The following is a 1,714-nucleotide window of genomic DNA, read 5'->3' as shown; positions in this document are numbered from 1 at the left end:
GCGAGGTACCGGCTCTTGCGCTCGTGGAAGCCGATCAGCACCGTGCCCTTCTTGACCACATGGCGCACCGAGAGCCGAGCGCGATAGCGGTAGTGCCAGGCCGGCCCTTCCAGCGGCCGAAGCACGTTGTCGGGCCGCACCTTGCCGAGGTGCCACAGGTTGTCCTCGAGGGCGCGCTGCTTCACCGCAACCTGCGCCGCCTCGTCCAGGTGCTGCATCTTGCAGCCGCCGCAGGCACCGGTGTGCAAGCCGAAATGCGGGCAGCCGGGCCGCACCCGCTGCGAGGATTCGCGCCGGATGGCCGTGACCGTGCCCTGCTCCCAGTTGTTCTTGCGGCGATGAACGTTGAACTGCACTTCCTCGAAAGGCAGGGCCCCTTCGATGAACACGACCATGCCTTCGGCGTTGTGCGCCACGCCTTGCGCGTCGAGGTCGAGCGACTCGACCTTGAGCCATTCGCCCGCCGCGGTGGCCGGGGTTTTCGCGGGGACTTTCTTTTCTTCGATGGATTCCGTCATCCCCCGATTGTCTCAGCGCCGGCCCTGCCCCTCCGCAGCCGCGGCAAGCCGCCGCTAGAACAAGGCGTCGCGCCCCACGCCCGAGCGGATCAGCTGGCGCCGCATCTTGGCCAGCGCCTCGTTCTGGATCTGCCTCACGCGCTCGCGCGTCAGCCCGAGGCGCACGCTCAGCACCTCGAGCGTCTCGGGCTCGCGGTCGTGCAGGCCATAGCGGCCCTCCAGCACCTCGCGCTCGCGAGCATCCAGTGCGTGGACCCATTGATCGAGCAGGCGCGCGACCTCGTGGGTGTGCGTGACGTCGGTCGGGTCGCCCTGCTCGTCCTCCGACGCCACGGTGTCGGCCAGGGTGAAGCCTTCGTCTCCGTGCGCGTCGCCGGCATCGAGCGAGCGCGGCGCCTCGGCCAGCGCCAGCAGTTCCGCGACCGCCTGCACCTCCAGTCCCAGAAATGCGGCGACGTCCTCCACGCGCACGCCGTCGGGCCGATGCGCCAGGAACTCGGCATCGCCTTCGAGCGTGCGGCGGGCCCGCAGCACCTGCTGCAGCTCGCGCACCACATGCACCGGCAGGCGGATCGCACGCGCCTGGGTCAGTACGGCGCGCTCGACCGACTGGCGGATCCACCAGGTTGCATAGGTGGAAAAGCGAAAGCCCCGTTCGGGCTCGAACTTGGTGATGGCGTGCATCAGGCCGAGATTGCCTTCCTCGATGAGATCGGAAAGCGGTACGCCCCGGCCCAGATAGGCCTTGGCGATGTTCACAACCAGCCTCAGGTTGTGCTCGATCATCGATTGCCGCGCGGCAAAGTCGCCGGCGCGCGCGGCGCATGCGGCCTGGTATTCCTCTTCGGGCGTGAAGAGTTCGGTACGCCGCACCTGGCGCAGGTAGATTGTCAGGGCATCGGCGCCCTCGCCGCCGGGCAAATCGGTTGTTGCGGCAATCAGGTCTGCAGCAGGTGCCGCAGGCGAGCCCTGCGAGCCGCTCTCTACGGCCCTGCCCCGGCCCACCGGCCGACGCACGGGCAGTGCGCGACGGGGGCTGGAAGCGGCCATGGCATCACCGGCTCGGCAAGTAGCGCGCCGGGTCGACGGGCTTGCCCTGGCGGCGGATTTCGAAATGCAGCTTGACGCGGTCGGCGTCGCTGTTGCCCATCTCGGCGATCTTCTGGCCCTTTTGCACCGACTGGTCTTCCTTCACG

General features: G+C 68.6%; 3 protein-coding genes. All 3 read right to left on the bottom strand.

Annotated elements, in window-relative coordinates:
- Window positions 1-518: class I SAM-dependent RNA methyltransferase family protein (locus AC1DOC_RS32550; protein ID WP_478131427.1), on the bottom strand; the 518-nt coding region annotated here is incomplete at its 3' end.
- Between the two features lie 54 nt (window positions 519-572).
- Window positions 573-1,568, bottom strand: coding sequence for a sigma-70 family RNA polymerase sigma factor (locus tag AC1DOC_RS32545; protein WP_012746941.1), 996 nt, complete (start codon window positions 1,566-1,568; stop codon window positions 573-575).
- Window positions 1,569-1,572: 4 nt separating this feature from the next.
- The coding region (locus AC1DOC_RS32540) for a M23 family metallopeptidase (protein ID WP_478131428.1) at window positions 1,573-1,714 on the bottom strand (142 nt) is incomplete at its 5' end.

Source organism: Variovorax sp. 01T439_2 (genome assembly GCF_056398445.1).
This window is presented reverse-complemented; position numbering and strand designations above follow the sequence as displayed.

Bases quoted from the DNA above. Each gene is read 5' to 3' on its own strand.
- AC1DOC_RS32545 (WP_012746941.1), bottom strand. From the start codon at position 1,568: ATGGCCGCTTCCAGCCCCCGTCGCGCACTGCCCGTGCGTCGGCCGGTG.